At 35.0% G+C, this 383-nt stretch carries 1 protein-coding gene; it reads left to right on the top strand.

Annotated elements, in window-relative coordinates; genetic code table 11:
• Nucleotides 1–383: SMC hinge domain-related protein (locus CKW40_RS46335; protein WP_198421207.1), on the top strand; the 383-nt coding region annotated here is incomplete at both ends.

Raw genomic sequence — 383 nt, forward strand, 5'->3', positions numbered from 1 at the left:
GTAGAGTGGTAGCGACTGATATTAAGTCTATTGCTAAAGAGGCAAACGGATTTATTAGTATTGCTTCGGAAGCAGTTAAAGTAGCACCAGAATATCAAAATATTATCGGGAATTTATTAGGTAATACGATTATCGTTGATCATTTAAAGCATGCAAATGAATTGGCACGTGCGATTAAATATCGAACTCGTATTGTTACTTTGGAAGGTGATATTGTAAATCCTGGTGGTTCTATGACTGGTGGTGGCGCTCGTAAGTCAAAAAGTATTCTGTCTCAAAAAGACGAGTTGACAACAATGAGACACCAATTAGAAGATTACTTGCGTCAAACAGAATCATTTGAACAACAATTTAAAGAGTTGAAGATAAAAAGTGATCAATTA

This window comes from Mesorhizobium carmichaelinearum, assembly GCF_900199455.1.
GTDB lineage: Bacteria > Pseudomonadota > Alphaproteobacteria > Rhizobiales > Rhizobiaceae > Mesorhizobium > Mesorhizobium carmichaelinearum.